Origin of the sequence: Tenacibaculum sp. IB213877, from assembly GCF_034043975.1 — a bacterium.
Classification (GTDB): Bacteria; Bacteroidota; Bacteroidia; order Flavobacteriales; family Flavobacteriaceae; genus Polaribacter.
Genome location: NZ_JAXCHH010000006.1, coordinates 199055 through 216121 on the forward strand (window position 1 = coordinate 199055; position 17067 = coordinate 216121).

12 protein-coding genes and 2 tRNA genes are annotated in these 17067 nt (G+C 32.5%); 4 read left to right on the plus strand and 10 right to left on the minus strand.

Annotation, left to right across the window (positions count from 1 at the left end):
* Positions 1-8: 8 nt before the first annotated feature.
* The 4 genes from SLH33_RS08555 to rimP all read right to left on the minus strand — a co-directional run bounded on the left by SLH33_RS08555 (position 9) and on the right by rimP (position 5083).
* The gene (locus SLH33_RS08555) at positions 9-359 is read right to left on the minus strand and encodes a hypothetical protein (RefSeq protein ID WP_320418669.1); all 351 of its coding nucleotides are present in this window, start codon (positions 357-359) and stop codon (positions 9-11) included.
* A gap of 62 nt (positions 360-421) precedes the next feature.
* On the minus strand, positions 422-3223 hold the full coding sequence (gene infB / locus SLH33_RS08560; protein WP_320418670.1) for a translation initiation factor IF-2: 2802 nt from the start codon (positions 3221-3223) through the stop codon (positions 422-424).
* A gap of 129 nt (positions 3224-3352) precedes the next feature.
* The gene (gene nusA, locus SLH33_RS08565) at positions 3353-4609 is read right to left on the minus strand and encodes a transcription termination factor NusA (protein ID WP_320418671.1); all 1257 of its coding nucleotides are present in this window, start codon (positions 4607-4609) and stop codon (positions 3353-3355) included.
* Positions 4610-4621: 12 nt separating this feature from the next.
* Positions 4622-5083: a ribosome assembly cofactor RimP gene (gene rimP, locus SLH33_RS08570; RefSeq protein WP_320418672.1), complete on the minus strand. Its 462-nt coding sequence runs from the start codon at positions 5081-5083 to the stop codon at positions 4622-4624.
* A gap of 156 nt (positions 5084-5239) precedes the next feature.
* Between rimP and SLH33_RS08575 the strand changes: the two genes are divergently transcribed.
* Positions 5240-6067: a universal stress protein gene (locus SLH33_RS08575; RefSeq protein ID WP_320418673.1), complete on the plus strand. Its 828-nt coding sequence runs from the start codon at positions 5240-5242 to the stop codon at positions 6065-6067.
* Between the two features lie 46 nt (positions 6068-6113).
* Here SLH33_RS08575 and SLH33_RS08580 read toward each other — a convergent pair.
* Positions 6114-6184 (minus strand) — tRNA-Gln (locus SLH33_RS08580).
* 97 nt (positions 6185-6281) lie between these two features.
* Positions 6282-6352 (minus strand) — tRNA-Gln (locus SLH33_RS08585).
* Between the two features lie 219 nt (positions 6353-6571).
* On the opposite strand from SLH33_RS08585, the gene SLH33_RS08590 reads away from it, so the two are divergent.
* The gene (locus tag SLH33_RS08590) at positions 6572-9685 is read left to right on the plus strand and encodes a DUF2723 domain-containing protein (protein WP_320418674.1); all 3114 of its coding nucleotides are present in this window, start codon (positions 6572-6574) and stop codon (positions 9683-9685) included.
* 58 nt (positions 9686-9743) lie between these two features.
* Here the strand turns inward: SLH33_RS08590 and SLH33_RS08595 are convergent, their stop codons facing one another.
* The gene (locus SLH33_RS08595; RefSeq protein ID WP_320418675.1) at positions 9744-10037 is read right to left on the minus strand and encodes a thioredoxin family protein; all 294 of its coding nucleotides are present in this window, start codon (positions 10035-10037) and stop codon (positions 9744-9746) included.
* A gap of 86 nt (positions 10038-10123) precedes the next feature.
* Complete coding sequence (locus tag SLH33_RS08600) at positions 10124-11347, minus strand: metallophosphoesterase (protein WP_320418676.1); 1224 nt, start codon at positions 11345-11347, stop codon at positions 10124-10126.
* 161 nt (positions 11348-11508) lie between these two features.
* On the opposite strand from SLH33_RS08600, the gene polA reads away from it, so the two are divergent.
* Positions 11509-14328: a DNA polymerase I gene (gene polA / locus SLH33_RS08605; RefSeq protein WP_320418677.1), complete on the plus strand. Its 2820-nt coding sequence runs from the start codon at positions 11509-11511 to the stop codon at positions 14326-14328.
* Between the two features lie 310 nt (positions 14329-14638).
* On the opposite strand, the gene SLH33_RS08610 is transcribed toward polA, so the two are convergent.
* Both SLH33_RS08610 and SLH33_RS08615 read right to left on the minus strand, forming a co-directional pair.
* Positions 14639-14998: a Na(+)-translocating NADH-quinone reductase subunit F gene (locus SLH33_RS08610; RefSeq protein ID WP_320418678.1), complete on the minus strand. Its 360-nt coding sequence runs from the start codon at positions 14996-14998 to the stop codon at positions 14639-14641.
* The gene (locus SLH33_RS08615; RefSeq protein ID WP_320418679.1) at positions 14998-16356 is read right to left on the minus strand and encodes a DEAD/DEAH box helicase; all 1359 of its coding nucleotides are present in this window, start codon (positions 16354-16356) and stop codon (positions 14998-15000) included. The genes SLH33_RS08610 and SLH33_RS08615 overlap by 1 nt, the downstream gene beginning before the upstream one ends.
* Before the next feature lie 67 nt (positions 16357-16423).
* Here SLH33_RS08615 and SLH33_RS08620 point away from each other — a divergent pair, with 67 nt between their 5' ends.
* Entirely contained in the window at positions 16424-16885 is a 462-nt protein-coding gene (locus SLH33_RS08620) for a Na(+)-translocating NADH-quinone reductase subunit F (RefSeq protein WP_320418680.1), read from the plus strand.
* Positions 16886-17067: the final 182 nt, after the last annotated feature.

The following is a 17067-nucleotide window of genomic DNA, read 5'->3' on the forward strand; positions in this document are numbered from 1 at the left end:
GCTTTTTTTTATTCTAAAATCTCTAAAGAAATTAATAAATTTTTCACCCCTTGAAAAGGCACTCCTTTAGCAAACTCATTAATACCGTATTTTTTTCCCTGGAATTTAAATTTTGCTTTTCCTTTTGAAAGAGCTGCAGAGTTCGGGTTATTGTCTATACCTGTTGCTGTATTAGTTATAAAATTACGCTCTGGTGTAGACAGTCTATAAATGCCTTCTCCTTTATTAGTTTGGTAAACTAAATTATCATCAGCAACTTCAATTGTTATTTGCTTATTCTTTTTAGCATTTTGACTTGCTCCTTGTGAATAAGCCGATAAAGAACCAATTACTATAAATAAAGTTAAAACATATTTCATAACTATCTCATTTTGCTACTAAATATATAAAAAAAACCTCTTTTTACAGAGGTTTTTATAAATTATTTAAGTTTTTTCTTAACTGCTACTTCAATATAAGCTTCAATTACATCACCCTCTCTAATATCATTATAGTTCTTAATTTGTAAACCACAATCATATCCTTTGGTTACTTCTTTAACATCATCTTTAAATCGTTTTAATGATGCTAATTCGCCGTCATGTACCACAATACCTTCTCTAATAATTCTTACTTTAGAGTCTCTTGTTATTTTACCATTCATTACCATACAGCCTGCAATGTTTCCAATTTTAGAAATTTTATAAACTTCTCTAATTTCAACATTACCTATTACTTCTTCTTTCATTTCTGGAGACAACATTCCTTCCATGGCATCTTTAAGATCATTGATGGCGTCATAGATAATTGAATAAGTTCTAATATCAACTTCTTCTCTATCGGCAACCATACGAGCATTTCCTTGCGGACGAACGTTAAACCCAACAATAATGGCATCTGAAGCTGTTGCTAAAAGTACATCAGATTCTGTAATTGCTCCAACTCCTTTATGAATGATATTTACTTGAATTTCTTCTGTTGATAATTTTTGGAACGAATCTGTTAATGCTTCTACAGAACCATCTACATCTCCTTTTAAGATAATGTTTAATTCTTTGAAGTCTCCTAACGCAATACGACGACCAATTTCGTCTAACGTTAATGTTTTTTGTGTTCTTACAGATTGTTCACGTTGTAATTGAGAACGTTTTGAAGCGATTTGTTTTGCTTCTCTTTCATCATCAAATACATTGAATTTATCTCCTGCTTGTGGAGCTCCATCTAAACCTAAAATAGAAACTGGTGTTGAAGGTCCTGCTACTTTTACTTTTTTACCTCTTTCATCAAACATAGCTCTAACTTTACCGCTATGTTTACCTGCTAATAAGTAATCTCCAATACGTAAGGTTCCTGCTTGTACTAAAATAGTAGTAACGTATCCTCTACCTTTATCTAACTGTGCTTCTACAACAGTACCTACTGCATTTTTATTAGGATTCGCTTTTAACTCTAGTACTTCTGCTTCTAACAATACTTTTTCTAATAATTCATCAACTCCTTGACCTGTTTTAGCAGATATTTCTTGTGATTGAATATTACCTCCCCAATCTTCTACTAGTAAGTTCATAGTAGAAAGTTGTGTTTTAATATTGTCTGGATTAGCATTTGGCTTATCAACTTTGTTGATAGCAAATATAATTGGTACACCCGCTGCTTGTGCGTGGGCAATTGCTTCTTTAGTTTGTGGCATTACATCATCATCTGCAGCAATTACAATAATTACCAAATCGGTAACCTGCGCACCACGAGCACGCATTGCTGTAAAGGCTTCGTGCCCAGGAGTATCTAAGAAAGTTATTCTTTGTCCGCCATCTAAAGCTACACTGTAAGCTCCAATATGTTGTGTAATTCCTCCACTTTCTCCAGCAATTACGTTTGCTTTACGTACATAATCTAACAACGATGTTTTACCATGATCTACGTGACCCATTACGGTGATAATAGGAGCTCTAGATTCTAAATCTTCAGGTTTATCTTCTTCTTCTTCAACAGACTCTTCAATTTCTGCTCCAACAAACTCTACCTTGTAATTAAATTCTTCTGCTACAATTTGTAATGTTTCAGCATCTAATCTCTGATTCATTGTTACCATCATACCTAACATCATACATGCAGAAATGATGTCTGTAACTGGTTTATCCATCATGGTAGCTACTTCAGAAACTGTAACAAATTCTGTTACTTTTAACACTCTACTTTCTGCTTCTTGGGCTTGTAATTCTGCCTCAGCTTGTTGACGGTGTTGATCTCTTTTGTCTCTACGATATTTTGCTCCTTTTCCTTTTGAAGATTTACCTTGAAGTTTTTCTAAGGTTTCTCTTACTTGTTTTTGGATTTCTGCTTCTGTTAGTTCTTCTTTAACCTCGGTACGTCTGCCTCTTCCTCTATTATTGCCTTTTCCTCTTTGTTGCTGACCTCTATTTTGCTGTCCTCCTGTTTTTTTATTAGCATTAGGATTAGCATTGGTTGGTTTAGAAATTCTCTTACGCTTTTTCTTATCGGCTGCATCTTTGCTATCTTGCTTTTTTGCTTCCGGTTTTTTCTTTTTTGGACGCTCAAATTGTTTTAAGTCAATTTTCTGACCTGTCATTTTGGGTCCATCAAGCTTTTTGTATTGCGTTTTTATTTTCTCTGCATTTTCCGGAGTAATCTCAACTGGTTTTTCAACTTTAGGTTGTTCTTTTACCAGTTGCTTTTCTTTTTTCGGTAAAACCACTTTTGGCTTTTCTTTATTCTCTACCTTAGTATGTGGTTTTTCTACTTTAGTTTCTGCTTTTATAGGTTGCGGCTTTGGTTCTTCTTTTTTAATTTCTTTTGGTTCTTCTGCTTTTACCTCTGGCTTTACTTCCTCTACTTTTTCAGTTTTGGTTTCGTCTTTACCAGTACCTCCATCAATATCAATTTTACCAACGGTTTTAATTTCTAATTTTTCAGCTTTTGCCTTAAGAACTTCTTGCTTTTTAGCTTCTTCTATACGTTTAGCTTCTTGCTCAGCCTCTAAACGCTTACGAATCTCCTCCTTCTCTTTACGCTTTTCTTCGCTTACTTCTTTAGATGCTACCTTTTTAGATTTATCTGTTTGGAAACCATCTAATAAAATTTGGTATTCCCCATCAGATATTTTAGTAGTAGGACGCGCCTCAACTTCGAAACCGTTCTTAGCTAAGTGCTCTACTGCTCTATCTAAAGAGATATTTAATTCTCTTAAAACTTTGTTTAGTCTTAATTTTTTAGCTTCAGCCATAAATTGTTTTATACATTTTTAATCAAAAAACACACTTTATACTTTATTATTGTATAGTTATGTTTTCTTTCTATAATTGCTCGTTTTTAGTAAACAAGGAAACGAGCGCCCTAAATTAAACTATTAGAATTAGTCTTCAAATTCTTCACGCAAGATTCTTTGTACATCTACAATAGTTTCTTCTTCAAGATCTGTTCTTTGTACTAATTCTGTAACATCTTTTTCTAAAACACTCTTTGCAGTGTCTAATCCTATTTTTCTGAACTCTTCAATTACCCAAGCTTCGATTTCATCTGAGAATTCTGTTAACTCTACATCTTCTTCTTCTAAACCTTCTCTTTGAACATCTATTTCAAAGCCAGTTAATTGACTAGCCAAACGAATATTAACCCCAGCTCTACCTATAGCTTTTGATACTTCTTCTGGTTTTAGCAATACATTCACACGTCCTTTAAGTCCGTTTTTCTCTTCTTCAAACTTTTCAATTTCAACAGAAGTAACTTTAGCTGGACTTAATGCTCTAGCAATAAATAATTGTTCGTTTTTAGTATAATTGATTACATCAATGTTTTCATTACCTAGCTCACGAACTATGCCATGAATACGAGAACCTTTAACACCAACACACGCTCCAACAGGATCAATTCTATCATCGTAAGAGTCAACAGCTATTTTAGCTTTTTCACCTGGAATTCTTGCTACACCTTCAATAGTAATTAAACCATCAAATACTTCAGGGATTTCTTGTTCAAATAACTTTACTAAAAACTCTGGTGAAGTTCTTGATAAAATAATTGCAGGTTTATTTCCTTTTAATTCAACCGATTTAATAACCCCTCTAACCGCATCTCCTTTTCTAAAAAAGTCTGATCTTATTTGCTCACTCTTAGGCAATACTATTTCATTACCTTCATCATCTAACAAAATTACTGCATTATGGCGAATATGATGCACTTCTGCTGAATATAATTCTCCTTCTAAGTCTTTAAATTGCTTAAACACATTAGTACTATCATGCTCATGAATTTTAGAAATTAAGTTTTGACGTAATGCTAATATTGCACGTCTACCCAAATCTACTAATTTCACTTCTTCAGATACGTCTTCACCAATCTCGAAATCTGGCTCTATTTTTCTTGCTTCTGACAATTCAATTTCTTCATTATCATCTTCTGACATACCATCAGCAACTACCACTCGGTTTCTCCAAATTTCTAAGTCTCCTTTATCAGGGTTAATAATAATATCAAAGTTATCATCTGAACCAAACTTACGTTTTAATGCAGCACGAAATACCTCCTCTAAGATAGACATTAACATTACTCTGTCTATACTTTTATTATCTTTAAATTCTGAAAATGACTCAATTAACGCAATATTTTCCATTTTCTATCTTAATTAAAATACGATCTTAACTTTTGCTTCTTTAATATCAGTATACGGTAACGTAATTGTTTTTTCAACCGTATGCTTTCCTTTACCTACTGGTTTAGGCTCTCTTGTTTTCCAACTTAACGTAATATTTTCATCAGAAACGTTTGTTAATGTACCCTCAAATTCTTCATTGTTAGTTTTAACTTTTAAAATTCGATTTACATTTTTACGGTACTGACGCTTTTCTTTTAACGGGTGTGATATATCTGGTGTTGTTACCTCTAACGAAAAATCTTCTTCGTCTCTATCTAAGTTATACTCAATCTTTCTGCTAATTCTAACACATTCACTTAAAGGAACACCGCTATCTCCATCAACTATTACTTTAATTTTACCATCCTCTAGAAAAGATAATTCAATCAAAAATAATGATGAATTTTCATCTAAAGCTTCTTGTAATAATTGTTTAACTTTTTCTTGATTCATTTTAGGTATAAAAAGAGGGGACAACCGTCCCCTTCCCATCTTTTTTGTAAATTCTGTGCAAATATAGTAAGTTATTTACTAACAACCAAATTGTTGCGCATCCGTTTTTTTCGTATATTTAGTACATACATCCCTTCCTAATCAAAATTCTTAATTATGAAAAAAATATTAATACCTATCGACTTTTCTCCTTCAGCTGAGAATGCTTGTAAATTAGCTTCTAAAATAGCTAGAAAGAATAATAGTGAAATCCATATATTACATGCAGTTGAAATACCTACCGGAGTTATTGACTTAAGCTTAGGTAACAGTTTTAGCATTCCTGAAAGTATGTTTTACATACGAAAACTTAGAGACAGAATGCTTGAGTACAAAAAAGAGTTTTTCTCGAAAAACCCAATAGTAATTCATTCTATACGTTTTCAAACACCTTTTGACGGCATACAAAGTTATAGCAAAAAAATAAGCGCTAATTTAATAGTTATGGGCTCGAAAGGACATAACAAGTTAGATGAAATTTTAATAGGCTCAAATACCGAGAAAATTGTTAGAAACTCAGACATCCCCGTACTTGTAGTAAAAAAAGAAGAAAAAGAATTTAAGCCTAAAAATATTATTTTTGCTTCAAGCTTCAAAGAAGGAAAAGATCATGCATTTAAAAAACTATTAAGCTTTTCTAAAGATTTTAAAAGTAAAATACATTTGCTAAAGGTAAATACCCCACAAAAATTTGAAAACACTTATGAATGCAAAAGAAGGATTCACAACTTTATAAAAAAACATAATATCGAAAACTACAGCATCAACATATATAATGATTCTTCAGTAGAGAACGGTATTTTAAACTTTGCCAATGAAATAGACGCTGATATTATTGCCTTAGGAACTCACAGCAGAAGCGGGTTATCTCATATTTTTAACGGGAGCATTACAAAATACCTCTCTAAACAAACAACTAAACCTATTCTAACTTTTAGAGTATAACTAAATTCCATAAAAAAAGACTTTGATGTACATCAAAGTCTTTTTGTTGGCCCACTAGGACTCGAACCTAGAATAACGGCACCAAAAACCGGTGTGTTACCATTACACCATGGGCCAATAAGTTGCAACACAAAGATAAAAACAAAGTTTTAAATTAAAAAAAATTAATCTTCATCTTTAAGCAAATAAAAAACCTTACATCTGTAAGGTTTTGTTGGCCCACTAGGACTCGAACCTAGAATAACGGCACCAAAAACCGGTGTGTTACCATTACACCATGGGCCAATTGCTTATTGCGGGTGCAAATATAAAACATTTTTTTATTTCAGCAACTTTTTTTATTAATTCATTTAACAAAATTTTATTGTTTTTAAAAGCTGGCGAAAATCTTCAAAAAAGTATTTTTGCTTACTTAGAAAAAAGTAGCTATTTATTCCGTTTTAGGTTTCTGTTATTTTTTACTTTAATAATTTAGTACATTCGCAACAATATTTAAACATAACTATGAAGGATTTTAGCTTTAAAAAATGGAACGTTATTTTAGGATGGGTTTCATTTGGTATTGCATTAATTACATATGCACTAACTATAGAACCTACAGTTAGCTCTTGGGATTGTGGAGAATACATATCTACAGCTGTAAAGTTAGAAGTAGGTCATCCACCAGGAGCTCCTTTGTTTCAAATGTTAGGTGCCTTTTTTGCAATGTTTACTAGCGATCCTAGTAAATGGGCAATGATGGTTAATTTTATGTCTGCTTTGGCAAGTGCATTTACCATCTTGTTTATGTTTTGGACCATTACCAATTTAGCTAAAAAAATAGCTACTCGTAATGACAAGTTTAGCACCGGAGAAAAAATAGCTGTGTTAGGTAGTGGTTTAGTAGGTTCATTAGCATACACTTTTTCAGACAGTTTTTGGTTTAGTGCTGTTGAAGGAGAAGTATACGCAATGTCTTCTTTTTTAATGGCAATTTTATTTTGGTTAGGATTAAAATGGGAAAGTGAAATAAATCAGCCCAGAGGTAACAAATGGTTAATTTTAATCAGCTTGGTTATAGGACTTTCTTTTGGAGTACACATATTATCATTATTGGTAATTCCTTCAATAGTAATGCTATACTTTTTCAAAACGTATAAAAACATTAACTTAAAAACTACTGCTATTGCTACTGTTATTTCAATATTAGTATTAGCGTTTGTGTTTAAGTTTTTATTTCCATTTACTTTAAAATTTTTCAGTATTTCGGAATTATTTTTCATAAACACCATTGGCCTACCTTATAACTCTGGGACCATTATAGCAGGCATAGTATTATTAGCTCTGTTTTATTTTGGTCTAAAATATACACGAGAAAAACAATTATTTACCGCCAACACATTAGTACTCTCTTTATTGTTTTTAATGATTGGTTTTTCATCATGGATGATGCTACCAATTCGTGCAAATGCAGACACAATTATAAACGAAAACAATCCTTCAAGTGCACGTGAGTTACTAGCGTATTACAATCGTGAGCAATATGGTGATGCAAATGTTTTTTATGATAAATATTATTCTTTTGCTTATAAGCGAGAGCAGGATGCAGAAAACCCCTATAAAGATGATAAGCCTAAATATGAGAAAGTAAATGGTAAATATGAAATTGTAAATAATTACAAAGATGCTTTACCAAACTATTCTGATAAACACAAAGGCTTTATTCCAAGAATGGTTGACCCTGGAGCAGAACAATATTACAAGCAAATTGCTGGCATTTCTAAAAGAAGCACAAGAAAGCCAACCTTTATCGAAAATATAAAATTTATGATTGACTACCAGTTTGGATATATGTACGGTCGTTATTTTATGTGGAATTTTGTGGGAAGACAAAATGATATTCAAGGTCATTTAGATATTGAAAACGGTAACTGGCTGAGTGGTATCAAGGTTATTGATGAGATGCGTTTAGGCTCTCAAGATCAATTACCAGATGATGTTAAAAATAATAAAGGAAGAAACACTTATTTCTTTTTGCCCTTAATTTTAGGTATCATCGGATTGCTATATCATGTAAAAGAAGATAAAAAGAATTTTTACACATTAGCCTTATTCTTTGTTTTTACAGGGTTTGCTATTATTTTTTACACCAATCCTAAACCATTTGAGCCTCGTGAACGTGATTATGCTGTAGTAGGGTCATTCTACGTATTTGCTATATGGATTGGTTTTGGAGTTTTAGCTTTATATGATTCTTTAAAGTCGTATGCCGATAAAAAAATAATTGCCTCGGCTATTTCTATAGTTTCTTTATTAGCTGTACCTGTATTAATGGGCTTTCAAAACTGGGACGACCACGATAGAGGTGATAGATACACCGCTCAATTGAACGCGCAAACGTATTTAGAAAGTTGTGATCCAAATGCTATACTATTTACTATTGGAGATAATGATACTTTCCCTCTCTGGTATATGCAACAAATGGAAGGGGTACGTACCGATATAAAAATTGTAAATACCAGCTTATTTGCTACCGATTGGTATATCGATCAAATGAAGAAAAAAACCTATGAAGCAGATCCTATTCCGTCTAAGCTTCAACATTCTCAATATAAATACGGAACGTTAGATGTTGCTTATCATATGCCACATCCACAATTAAAAGATTCTGTTATTGCGTTAAATGATTTTATGCGTTGGATTGCAAGTGATAATGATGCAACATATTTTGAAACTGAAAACAATCAAAGAGAAAAGGTATATCCTACGAATAGAATTAGAGTACCAGTTAACAAGGAAAACGCACTAAAATATGGTATTGTTGCTCTAAAAGATGCTGATAAAATGGTAGATTATATCGACATTACTATTGATGAGCAAGGACTGACCAAAAATCGCATTATGATGTTAGACATCTTGAATAATTTTGATTGGAAGCGTCCAATATATTTTACAGGCGGATCTAACTCTAACGAAGAATACATTTGGATGAAAGATTATTTACAGTTAGATGGTATGGCTTTCAAACTAGTTCCTATCAAAACACCTATTCGGGATAAATCAATGTTTGATATGGGTCGCATTGATCCAGAAAAAATGTGGGAGAATGTTCAGAAATGGGAATGGAAAACCATTAATAACAGTGAAATTTACTTAGACGAACAAACCAAACGTAATGCCATTTCTATGCGTAACAACTTAATGCGCTTGTCTGAAGAATTCTTAAAACAAGGAGACTCGGTTAAAGCTAAAGATGCCTTAGATTTATCACTATATAAAATGCCAATTAGAGATTTTGATCATTATAGCATCTCTTTAGGTTACCCTGAATTGTACTACAGAATTGGCGACAAGGACAAAGCACGTAAAACTGCAGAAATTTTAATTGATATTTTCCATCAAAAATTAGTTCATTACAGCACCTATAGTGATGCAGATATTGATCTGATTATTGATAATTTAGACACAAACTTGTATATGTACAGAAATGTAATTAATCAAGTTGATAAATATGATGACGATAAAGATTATATTAATAAACTTCAAGATGGGTTTATAGAAAATGTAAAATTATTTAGACATTTAATGCCTGATGAAGAAGTAGAAAACACTCCGGTGTTAGACAGCATCAAACCATAAAAATAAAAAATGCGGTTGATAAAAATCAACCGCATTTTTTATTTTTTCTTTATTAATTTCAAACGTATTGCTGTACTAGTCCTATTAATGTATTTGCATCTTGCATACCTGTTTGCCTCCACTTCATTTCTCCGTTCTTATAAATCATAAACGTCGGATTTCCTTTAACCCTTAATGCTTCGGCTAGTATTTCGTTCTTTTTTATATCAATTTTAATCACTTTGGCTTTATCACCTAAAGCAGCCGCAACATCTCTTAGTGTATCTAAATTGTTATCCACATCATCCCACTCCGTAAAAAAATCAATCAGTACAGGTTTGTCAATACTAATAATTTCGCCAAACTTTGTCATTTTTACTTATATTTTTATCCGTAAAGCGCCTAAAAATAACATTTTTTTATTTTTTAATACAATGCTATGCTTAAAAATATTGAAAATCAGGCTTTTTTTAGCTCAATTACGGTAATCTCAGGCCAAATCCCTACTCTACCAGGAAATGCATGGTAACCAAAACCTCTATTTACATTAATAAATCTCCCAAATTCCTCATATAAACCTGCCCATTGTTTGTATACGTATTGTGACGGACTCCACCTAAAAAATCCTGGGATTTCAATACCAAATTGTAGTCCGTGAGTATGACCGCTTAAAGTAAGATGGTAATTCATCTCATGAGTTTTTACCTCATTTTCCCAGTGACTTGGGTCATGGGTCATTAAAATTTTAAAATCTTCTTTTGTAATTCCGTCAGATGCTTTTATTAAATCACCTTCTTTTCTAAATCCTTTACCCCAGTTTTCAACACCTACTAACGCTATCCTTTCACCATCTTTTTCAATAATTCGGTTTTCATTTAACAATAAATCAAACCCAATTTTCGGATGGATGTTTTTAATGGCTTCAAAGTTTTCTTTTTTATGTTCTTCGGATTTCCAATCAGAATAATCACCATAGTCATGATTCCCTAATATTGAAAACTTCCCTTTTGGCGCTTTTAATTGACTAAAAACATCAATCCAATTATCCATTTCATGTGCAAAATTATTTACAATATCTCCTGTAAATAAAATCATATCAGAATTCTGCTCATTTATCAGATCAACTCCATACTGAATCTTGCTGGCATTATCAAAACTCCCAGAATGAATATCTGTAATTTGAGTAATGGTAAAGCCGTCAAAAGCATCTGGTAAATCTTTAAAAGGCAATTGGTATTTAAGTACTTTGTAGTTGTACTTTCCTTTTACCATTCCGTATAATAAACTTGCAAACGGTAATGCTGCAATTCCTAAAGCCAATTGTGATATAAATTTTCTTCTACCCGCAATAGCTTTTGTTTCATTGGGTGATAAATAAGAGAGTAATTTTTCTCCTCCTCTAAAAACATCTTCACCAAACATAAAAAGTAACATAAACAACTTAGGTACCAATGCTAATAACAACAGTCCTATAGCCCATTGAAATTCTTTAGTTTGTCCATCTCCACGATCATAACCATAAATAGTTATAAAAAAATTAATGTATGCTGCTATCCCAAAAAACAACCAGCCCCATCTAATCCATCTATTTCTAATTAAGGTTCTAATAGCTTGAAAAGCATACATTTCTAACAGTATAGCAATAACTGTAAAAATAATAAATGAAATTACCCACCTTGGCATATAAACAATTGATTTTATTTAACATACAAAGATACGGTTAATTCCAAAATTGATTTTTAACTTCTTGTTAAAGTTTTGTAGCTTTACTGCGGAGTCTGCAATGACAATTAAACCCATTTGCTAAACACATAAATGCTCCTTAAACTACTTAATCAAAAAGAATGGCAGATAAAAAACGACTTTTTCTACTAGATGCATATGCACTAATATTTAGAGGATATTACGCTTTTATAAAAAACCCAAGAATCAACTCTAAAGGAATGGATACCTCAGCTATTATGGGATTTACAAATTCTTTATTAGATGTAATTAAGCGTGAAAAACCAGATTATTTAGCTGTTTGTTTTGACAAAGGAGGAAGTGCAGATAGAAATGAAATGTTTCCAGAATACAAATCGAATCGGTTAGAAACTCCCGAAGCCATTAAAATTGCGGTTCCGTATATTGAAAAGATATTAGAGGCCATGAACATTCCTGCTATATACAAAGAAGGGTATGAAGCCGATGATATTATTGGAACTTTAGCTAAAAAAGCCGAAAAAGTAGGTTTAGAAACCTATATGGTAACTCCTGATAAAGACTTTGCTCAATTGGTATCTGATAACATTTTTATGTATCGTCCCCCAAGAATGGGTAACGGATATGAAAAATGGGGTGTAAAAGAAGTACAAGAAAAATTTGAAGTTGAAAGACCTGAACAAGTAATTGACTTTTTAGGAATGATGGGTGATAGTGTTGATAACATTCCGGGGTTACCAGGAGTGGGAGAAAAAACTGCCAAAAAATTTCTTGCGCAATATGGAAGCATGGAAGAACTTCTTGCCAATACGCATGAGCTAAAAGGGAAAATGAAAGAAAAGATAGAAAACAATGCCGAAATAGGTTTACTCTCAAAAAAGCTAGCAACTATTATGTTAGATGTTCCGGTAGAACTAGAAGAAGATAAACTTGTTTTTGAACAACCCGATATTGAAAAAACCAAAGAGATCTTTACCGAACTTGAGTTTCGTCGTTTATTAGAAAATTTGTTAAAGACATACACAATTTCACAAGAAACCGAGGCTGAACCCGCAACAGTAAAAAAGACTAAAACCTCTTCATCATCTCAATTTGATTTATTCTCAATTCCCGGAAGCGGAAGCATCTCTGAAGTTAGTGCTAACGGATTTAAAATCATTGACTCTACCAATCATTTTTATCAATTAGTGAATACTCCGCTATCAAGAAAATTATTATTAGATAAGTTATTACAACAATCTTCTGTTTGTTTTGACACAGAAACTACCGGATTAAAAGCTCTAGAAGTTGAACTGATAGGTATTGCTTTTTCTTGGGAAGTTGGTAAAGGCTACTATGTTCACTTTCCGGAAGATCAAGAAGAAACTCAAGTTATTTTAGAAGAATTCAGACCTTTTTTTGAAAACGACACTATTGAAAAGATTGGTCACAATATCAAATACGATATTAAAGTGCTATCCAATTACAACATGCCTGTAAAAGGCAAGTTGTTTGACACTATGATTGCGCATTATTTAATCAATCCCGATATGCGTCATAATATGGATGTGTTGGCAGAAACGTATTTGAACTATCAACCTGTTTCTATTACCGAATTAATTGGTAAAAAAGGAAAAAATCAACTTTCTATGCGTACGGTTGATGTTTTTAAACAAACTGAATATGCAGTTGAGGACTCAGATATTACTCTTCAACTTAAAGAGCATTTTGAAAAAGAATTAGAAAACGGGAATTTAACCAACCTTTTTAATAACGTTGAACTTCCATTAGTTTCTGTTTTAACCTCTATGGAAATTGAAGGAATTAATCTTGATACAGAATTTTTAAAGTCTTTATCCAAAGATCTAACACAAGATATTCTTTCTTTAGAAAAAAGAATTTACGAGCAAGCCGGAGAAGAATTTAATATTGCTTCACCAAAACAATTAGGCCCTATACTTTTTGAAAAATTAAAATTGGTAGATAAGCCAAAAAAAACAAAAACAGGTCAGTATTCAACTGCTGAAGATGTTCTTTCTTATTTAGCTAACGATCATCAAATTGTAGCTGATATTTTAGAATATCGCCAATATAAAAAACTGCAAAGCACCTATGTTGATGCGTTACCAAATGAAATCAATCCTAAAACAGGAAGAGTTCATACTGTGTATGCGCAAGCTGTTGCCGCTACAGGGCGTTTAAGTTCTAACAACCCGAACCTTCAAAATATTCCAATTCGTACCAAACGCGGTCAAGAAGTTAGAAAAGCGTTTATTCCAAGAAGTAAAGACTACTTGCTATTGGCTGCAGATTACAGTCAAATTGAGTTACGTATTATTGCAGCGTTGAGTGAAGAAGAAACCATGATCAAAGATTTTCAAGAAGGAAAAGACATTCATGCTTCTACCGCTGCTAAAGTTTTTAATGTTCCTATTGAAGAAGTTACTCGTGAGCAACGTAGCAATGCTAAAACGGTTAACTTCGGAATCATTTATGGGGTTTCAGCCTTTGGATTAAGCAATCAAACTTCGTTGAATAGAACAGAAGCAAAAGAGCTGATTGATACCTATTATAAAACCTACCCTAAACTAAGAGGTTTTATTTCTGAAAAAATTGATTTTGCCAGAGAGCATGGATATGTTGAAACTATTTTAGGCAGAAAACGTTATTTAAAAGATATCAATTCAAGAAATGCTATTGTTAGAGGTGCTGCCGAAAGAAACGCAGTTAATGCACCCATACAAGGTAGTGCTGCCGATATTATAAAACTTGCCATGATTAATATTCAGAAAAGATTTAAACAAGAGAATTTTAAATCGAAAATGTTATTGCAAGTACATGACGAATTAGTTTTTGATGCTCATAAAGAGGAATTAGAAATCATCAAACCTATTATAAAACAAGAAATGGAAAATGCTTTTAAGCTTGCAGTTCCGCTAGATGTTGAAGTAGGTATTGGAGTGAATTGGTTAGAGGCTCATTAAATTTTAAATTTAACACATAAAAAAACACTCGCTAATCCCCATAAGCGAGTGTTTTCCTTAGTAAATTTTAGTGTTTAAGCGCGTATCCAGCTCCTTTACCGAATTCTTTCAACGCTACAAATAAACCACTAAAAAAGCTACTAATCTTCATTAGTAATAATTCCCCCATGATATAAAAATTTTAATAATCCCAACGCAAAAATAATAATTAAGGCACTAGTAATCAAGAGGAAAAACACTTATTCATTATAAATAGTTGCGATTTAAGTATGAAATGCGATAAAAATTGTATAAATTACAATTAAAGTTGTTAAATTTTTAAAAAATCATCAAACGAAACGTAGTATGGTTGGTCTTTTATAACAGGTAATTCTACACTTTCTGCATTAGCTATTCCCACACCAGCATACCAAACTTTAGCATTTTGTTTTTCAGCGTGTGTTTTAAAGGTTTCCATCCAAAACGTATCATATTCATTAGGATGTTGTAAGTTATTGGTTGCTTTTACCAATACAAAAATGGTAGGCTCGCCTTTTTTAAACAACACAAATTGCGGATGCTTTTTTAACTCGCTATTAATAGCTACAAATTCATAGCCCATTTCTTGTAGTTTTTTCCCTACAATATTCATAGCTAGATTATGCAACTCTTGCTCGGTAAGTGCACGCATTATTTTCTTTTTTTATTTCTTTTGTTATAGTTTTTATCTCCTCTGGTCTTAGGTTTTTTATATTTTTTAGCTATTTCTCTTCTATAGGATCCGCCTAAGTTTACTTTTTTATTTTTATCTTTTTTCTCATGAAAAGCTTCTCCCGGAATAAACTCTTGTGAGGTTCTGTTGTTAGATTGCTCTCTTTCTTCTTTCGGACGCTCTTCTTCTGTAAGCTGTTTTGATATCTCAACAGGTTCAGGAATTTCAAGTTTTGGAATTGTATAATCCATTAACTCTTCAATTCTTTCTTTTGCTTCTTGCTCTTTTTGAGTAGAAAACAATATTGATTTCCCTTCATGCTCTGCACGACCTGTTCTACCAATTCGGTGCATATAGTTTTCTGGGTAATGAGGTGTGTTAAAATTAATTACATGCGTAATTTCTTCTAAATCTAAACCACGCGCAATTACATCGGTAGCAATCAAAATCCTTTTTTCACCGTTATTAAACTGCTCAATTGAACGCATACGATAGTTTTGCGTTTTATTAGAATGAATTACACATGCTTGAGACGGAAATTCTTCTTTTACAGCTTCAAAAAGTCTATCTGCATTACGTTTATTTGGAGCAAAAATCAATACTTTACTGAACTCATTTTTATCAAACAATAAATAATTTAACAAATTGACTTTGGTGTAGAAGTTTGGAACATCATAACATGTTTGTTCAATATTATCTAACGGAGTTCCACTAACTGCAATCGCAATCTTTTTAGGCGCAATAAAGAAATCATCAATCAACGCTTCTACATCTTCTGTCATGGTTGCTGAAAACATTATGTTTTGACGTCGTTGAGGCAACAAATCGAAAATATTAAGTAATTGAAAACGGAATCCAAGATCTAACATTACATCTACCTCATCAATTACCAACTTCTGAATTGATTTTAACTTTAAAACATTACTCAAAGCCAAATCATACAAACGACCAGGTGTAGCTACAATAATATCACTTCCTTGTGCCACAGCTTCTTTATGACGGTTTAAATTTACCCCTCCGTAAACACCAATAACACGAAGATTAATGTATTTAGCCAACTTTTCAATTTCATCAACAACCTGAGTTACTAACTCTCGAGTAGGCACTAAAATCATTACTCGTGGGGTTTGTTGTTTTGAAAATTTTAAATCGCGCAATATTGGTAAAATATAAGCAAATGTTTTACCTGTACCTGTTTGCGCAATACCAACCATATCTTTACCAGATCGTATAACAGGAAATGCCTGTTCTTGAATTGGTGTTGGGTTTACAAACCCTAAATCTTCAATTGAGTTTCGTAACGGATTGGATAAATCTAAATCTTGAAAAGTTGTCATTTAACTTATTTTGCCGCAAAGGTACAACCATTATTTTGTATATTTAAAGAGATAATTTTTTGACGATATGAAAACACCAAAACGTTTAGAGCAGGCTTTGATTAAATTATACAATGCTTTTCATAATGATGAATTGAACCCGGAATGTTGTTCGGCATGTGCTGTGGGAAATATTTTAGATAACCACGATAGCTGGAAACATTTAACCAATGGTCATGGTTCGTTGCAATTGAGTTACGTGGGTAGAGTGCATCAAAATTTGGGAAGAACGTTTAATGGATATTCTCCGTTAGAATTATTACATATTGAAAAGACGTTTTTAGAAGCATGCGGATTTACGGTTCCGTTGTGTCATTACAATCCGAAACCGCAAAACCCAACTAATAAAGATAGCATATTTAATGCTTTATGTGCTGTAGTTGGCTATTTATGTGAATTAGAAGATATTGCCAATGTGATGGAATATTCTAAGATTTTTGAATATGAAGATCAAAATCCGGTATATAAATTTGATGTGATTTACGAGTAAGAAATAATATTAACTAGTATTTTAGCACACTTCGACTTCGCTCAGTACAAGCGTTAGGGGTTGAAGCAAGTTACCGTGTAACGCGAAAAACCCGACCCGAAGGGTAACGCCCAAAAAATTACAATCTTTTTCATAAAATGAAAAAACCGACACTTTCGTATCGGTTATTTTTATATTAAACT

Bases quoted from the DNA above. Each gene is read 5' to 3' on its own strand.
- SLH33_RS08615 (WP_320418679.1), bottom strand. From the start codon at position 16,356: ATGACAACTTTTCAAGATTTAGATTTATCCAATCCGTTACGAAACTCA.
- SLH33_RS08575 (WP_320418673.1), top strand. From the start codon at position 5,240: ATGAAAAAAATATTAATACCTATCGACTTTTCTCCTTCAGCTGAGAAT.
- SLH33_RS08595 (WP_320418675.1), bottom strand. From the start codon at position 10,037: ATGACAAAGTTTGGCGAAATTATTAGTATTGACAAACCTGTACTGATT.
- infB (WP_320418670.1), bottom strand. From the start codon at position 3,223: ATGGCTGAAGCTAAAAAATTAAGACTAAACAAAGTTTTAAGAGAATTA.
- SLH33_RS08555 (WP_320418669.1), bottom strand. From the start codon at position 359: ATGAAATATGTTTTAACTTTATTTATAGTAATTGGTTCTTTATCGGCT.
- SLH33_RS08600 (WP_320418676.1), bottom strand. From the start codon at position 11,347: ATGCCAAGGTGGGTAATTTCATTTATTATTTTTACAGTTATTGCTATA.
- rimP (WP_320418672.1), bottom strand. From the start codon at position 5,083: ATGAATCAAGAAAAAGTTAAACAATTATTACAAGAAGCTTTAGATGAA.
- polA (WP_320418677.1), top strand. From the start codon at position 11,509: ATGGCAGATAAAAAACGACTTTTTCTACTAGATGCATATGCACTAATA.
- nusA (WP_320418671.1), bottom strand. From the start codon at position 4,609: ATGGAAAATATTGCGTTAATTGAGTCATTTTCAGAATTTAAAGATAAT.
- SLH33_RS08620 (WP_320418680.1), top strand. From the start codon at position 16,424: ATGAAAACACCAAAACGTTTAGAGCAGGCTTTGATTAAATTATACAAT.
- SLH33_RS08610 (WP_320418678.1), bottom strand. From the start codon at position 14,998: ATGCGTGCACTTACCGAGCAAGAGTTGCATAATCTAGCTATGAATATT.
- SLH33_RS08590 (WP_320418674.1), top strand. From the start codon at position 6,572: ATGAAGGATTTTAGCTTTAAAAAATGGAACGTTATTTTAGGATGGGTT.